This window comes from Mesorhizobium sp. CNPSo 4689 (genome assembly GCF_057784325.1).
Window position 1 is genome coordinate 1 of the sequence record NZ_JBWLUZ010000104.1, and the last position, 659, is coordinate 659.

1 protein-coding gene is annotated in these 659 nt (G+C 61.8%); it reads right to left on the reverse strand.

Going from position 1 to position 659, the window contains the following annotated elements:
• Nucleotides 1–659 (reverse strand): GTP-binding protein (locus tag AC04SI_RS33325; protein ID WP_488475734.1); only part of this gene is annotated, 659 nt, incomplete at its 3' end.

Genomic DNA, 659 nt, shown 5'->3' on the forward strand with positions numbered 1-659 from the left:
CCCGAGATCGAGAACACGTCTTCGATCGGCATCAGGAACGGCTTGTCCAGCGGACGAACCGGCGTCGGGATGTAGGCGTCGACCTGAGCCATCAGCTCGCGGATCGCGTCCTCGCCGATCTTCTTGTCGGAATCTTCCAGAGCCGCCAGCGCCGAACCCTTGACGATCGGAATGTCGTCGCCGGGGAATTCGTTCTTGGTCAAGAGTTCGCGAACCTCGAGCTCGACCAGTTCGAGCAGCTCGGCGTCGTCGACCTGGTCGACCTTGTTCAAAAACACCACGATCGAGGGCACGCCGACCTGGCGGGCCAAGAGGATGTGCTCGCGGGTCTGCGGCATCGGGCCGTCGGCGGCCGACACGACCAGGATCGCGCCGTCCATCTGCGCGGCACCGGTGATCATGTTCTTCACATAGTCGGCGTGGCCGGGGCAGTCGACGTGAGCGTAGTGGCGGTTGGCCGTCTCGTATTCGACGTGGGCCGTCGAGATGGTGATGCCGCGGGCCTTTTCTTCCGGCGCCGCATCGATCTGGTCATAGCGCTTGTATTCGCCAAAATACTTCGTGATCGCCGCCGTCAGCGACGTCTTGCCATGATCGACGTGGCCGATCGTGCCGATGTTCACATGAGGCTTAGTGCGCTCGAATTTACCTTTTGCCAT